General features: G+C 70.7%; 3 protein-coding genes. 2 read left to right on the top strand and 1 reads right to left on the bottom strand.

Translation table 11 applies throughout. The features are described from left to right. Window positions 1-176: 176 nt before the first annotated feature. Window positions 177-488, bottom strand: a complete 312-nt coding sequence (locus BKE38_RS13890) for a hypothetical protein (RefSeq protein ID WP_076957904.1) — start codon at window positions 486-488, stop codon at window positions 177-179. A gap of 188 nt (window positions 489-676) precedes the next feature. On the opposite strand from BKE38_RS13890, the gene BKE38_RS13885 reads away from it, so the two are divergent. Beyond that, complete coding sequence (locus BKE38_RS13885; RefSeq protein ID WP_076957903.1) at window positions 677-904, top strand: hypothetical protein; 228 nt, start codon at window positions 677-679, stop codon at window positions 902-904. A gap of 107 nt (window positions 905-1,011) precedes the next feature. Beyond that, window positions 1,012-1,542 (top strand): hypothetical protein, encoded by a 531-nt coding sequence (locus BKE38_RS13880; protein WP_076957902.1) that lies wholly within the window; start codon window positions 1,012-1,014, stop codon window positions 1,540-1,542. The last annotated feature ends 12 nt before the right edge of the window (window positions 1,543-1,554 follow it).

Genomic DNA, 1,554 nt, shown 5'->3' with positions numbered 1-1,554 from the left:
ACGCTGGACACCCCGCCCGTCCCCCCGCTACCTGACCGCCAGATCCAGACGGAGAACCGCGAGAATGCCCCTGCAGCAGGCGCTGGAATGGATCAGCCAGAACCGCACCGGCGTCGCCATCATGGTGGCCGTGATGTTCCTCACCCTCTGGCTGAAGAACCGCCGCTGACGCGGCGTCAGCCCATCACCCGCGCCTTGGCAATGTCGATCGAGCCGTTGGCGCCGGTGATCTGGTAGCCGCGCTCGATCAGGCGGCGGGCGTGCCAGCGGTTGTAGAAGAAGGGCCAGACCAGCCACAGCACCAGGCAGCCGAAGCCCTGGGTGAACAGCGCCCCGGCCAGCGCCAGCAGCAGGTACAGGCCAAAGGCCATCCAGTCGCCGCGGAAGGCCGCCGGGAAGCCGCCGAAGAACAGCGAGGTCCAGGAGAAGCCGTAGAAGGCCGGCTTCCGCAGGCCGTTCGGATGGGTGAGCGAGATCTCGGTGGCCAAAACGGGCGGTCCCTCTTGCTGGCGGAGCGGAGGCTAGACCACGCGCCGCCGTGGTTGAAGCGCTGCCTTGGCCCCGGCGGATACCGACCGCGTGAGTGCCCCGCCGCGTCTCCGGCGCCTTGCATTTCCGCCGCAATTCATGGCGAAGCTGCGGCCATGATCGATCTCCATTCCCGACTGGATGCCCTGTGACCTCGGCGCGGCTCTGGTCGCTTGGCGTTTTCCTGGTGGCGCTCGGCATCGCCGCCTCGGTGGTGGGCTGGGACGCGCTGCTGTGGATCCCGCGGCTGGCGCTGTCCTGGCTGACCTGGCTGCCGGCCGCGGTGCTGGATGCCTGGCACGCCTCGCCCACCACTTTCGGCGTCATCGCGGTCGGCGTGCTGCTGATGCTGGCGGCGCGCTTCCTGCGGCGCTGACCGCGCACCCTCACGCAGCTTTGCGGCCGCGCGCCGCATTGCCGCCGGCTTTCGCCGCAGCCTGGGCGTGTCACCGGGATTGCAACGAGACCCAAGGGAGAAACCGCATGCGCCCCATCCTCGCGGCTGCCGCCGCCCTGGCCCTGTCGCCGGCGATCGTTCTGGCCCAGCCGACCACCCAGTCGCCGGCCCAGGCGCAGGCCCAGGGCCAGCCGATGCCCAGGCTGGTGATCGGCGCGCCCGGCAGCTGCCAGATGACGGTCGACAACGATCCGCGTCCCTGCAGCAGCGGGCTGGTCTATGTGCAGCACCGCGACGGCGCCATCCTGCTCTCGGTGCAGAGCGGGCGCGGCGTCACCATCGGCTTCCAGGCCGACCGCGACAGCCAGCCGCGCCCCGAGGAATACCGTCTGGGCCTGACCCGCATGCACACCTCGATTGACGGCCGCAGCATGGCCAAGCAGGTCCGCGGCAGCTGCGACATCAGCATGTCGACCGACGGTCAGACCTGGCACCGGGCGACCTGCGAGGCGACCGACCTCAGCGGCTCGGTGACCCGGGTGACCTTCACCGGCAACGGCCAGCAGGTCAGCGCCACGCGGCCGGATGCCGCCGGCGCGCCGGCCGCGTGGCGCTGACCTGCTGGCCGT

Source organism: Teichococcus deserti (genome assembly GCF_001982615.1).
In the GTDB taxonomy this organism is placed as follows: domain Bacteria; phylum Pseudomonadota; class Alphaproteobacteria; order Acetobacterales; family Acetobacteraceae; genus Pseudoroseomonas; species Pseudoroseomonas deserti.
Note: the sequence above shows the minus strand (reverse complement) of the source record. Positions and strands in the feature narration are given on the sequence as shown.

Bases quoted from the DNA above. Each gene is read 5' to 3' on its own strand.
- BKE38_RS13880 (WP_076957902.1), top strand. From the start codon at position 1,012: ATGCGCCCCATCCTCGCGGCTGCCGCCGCCCTGGCCCTGTCGCCGGCG.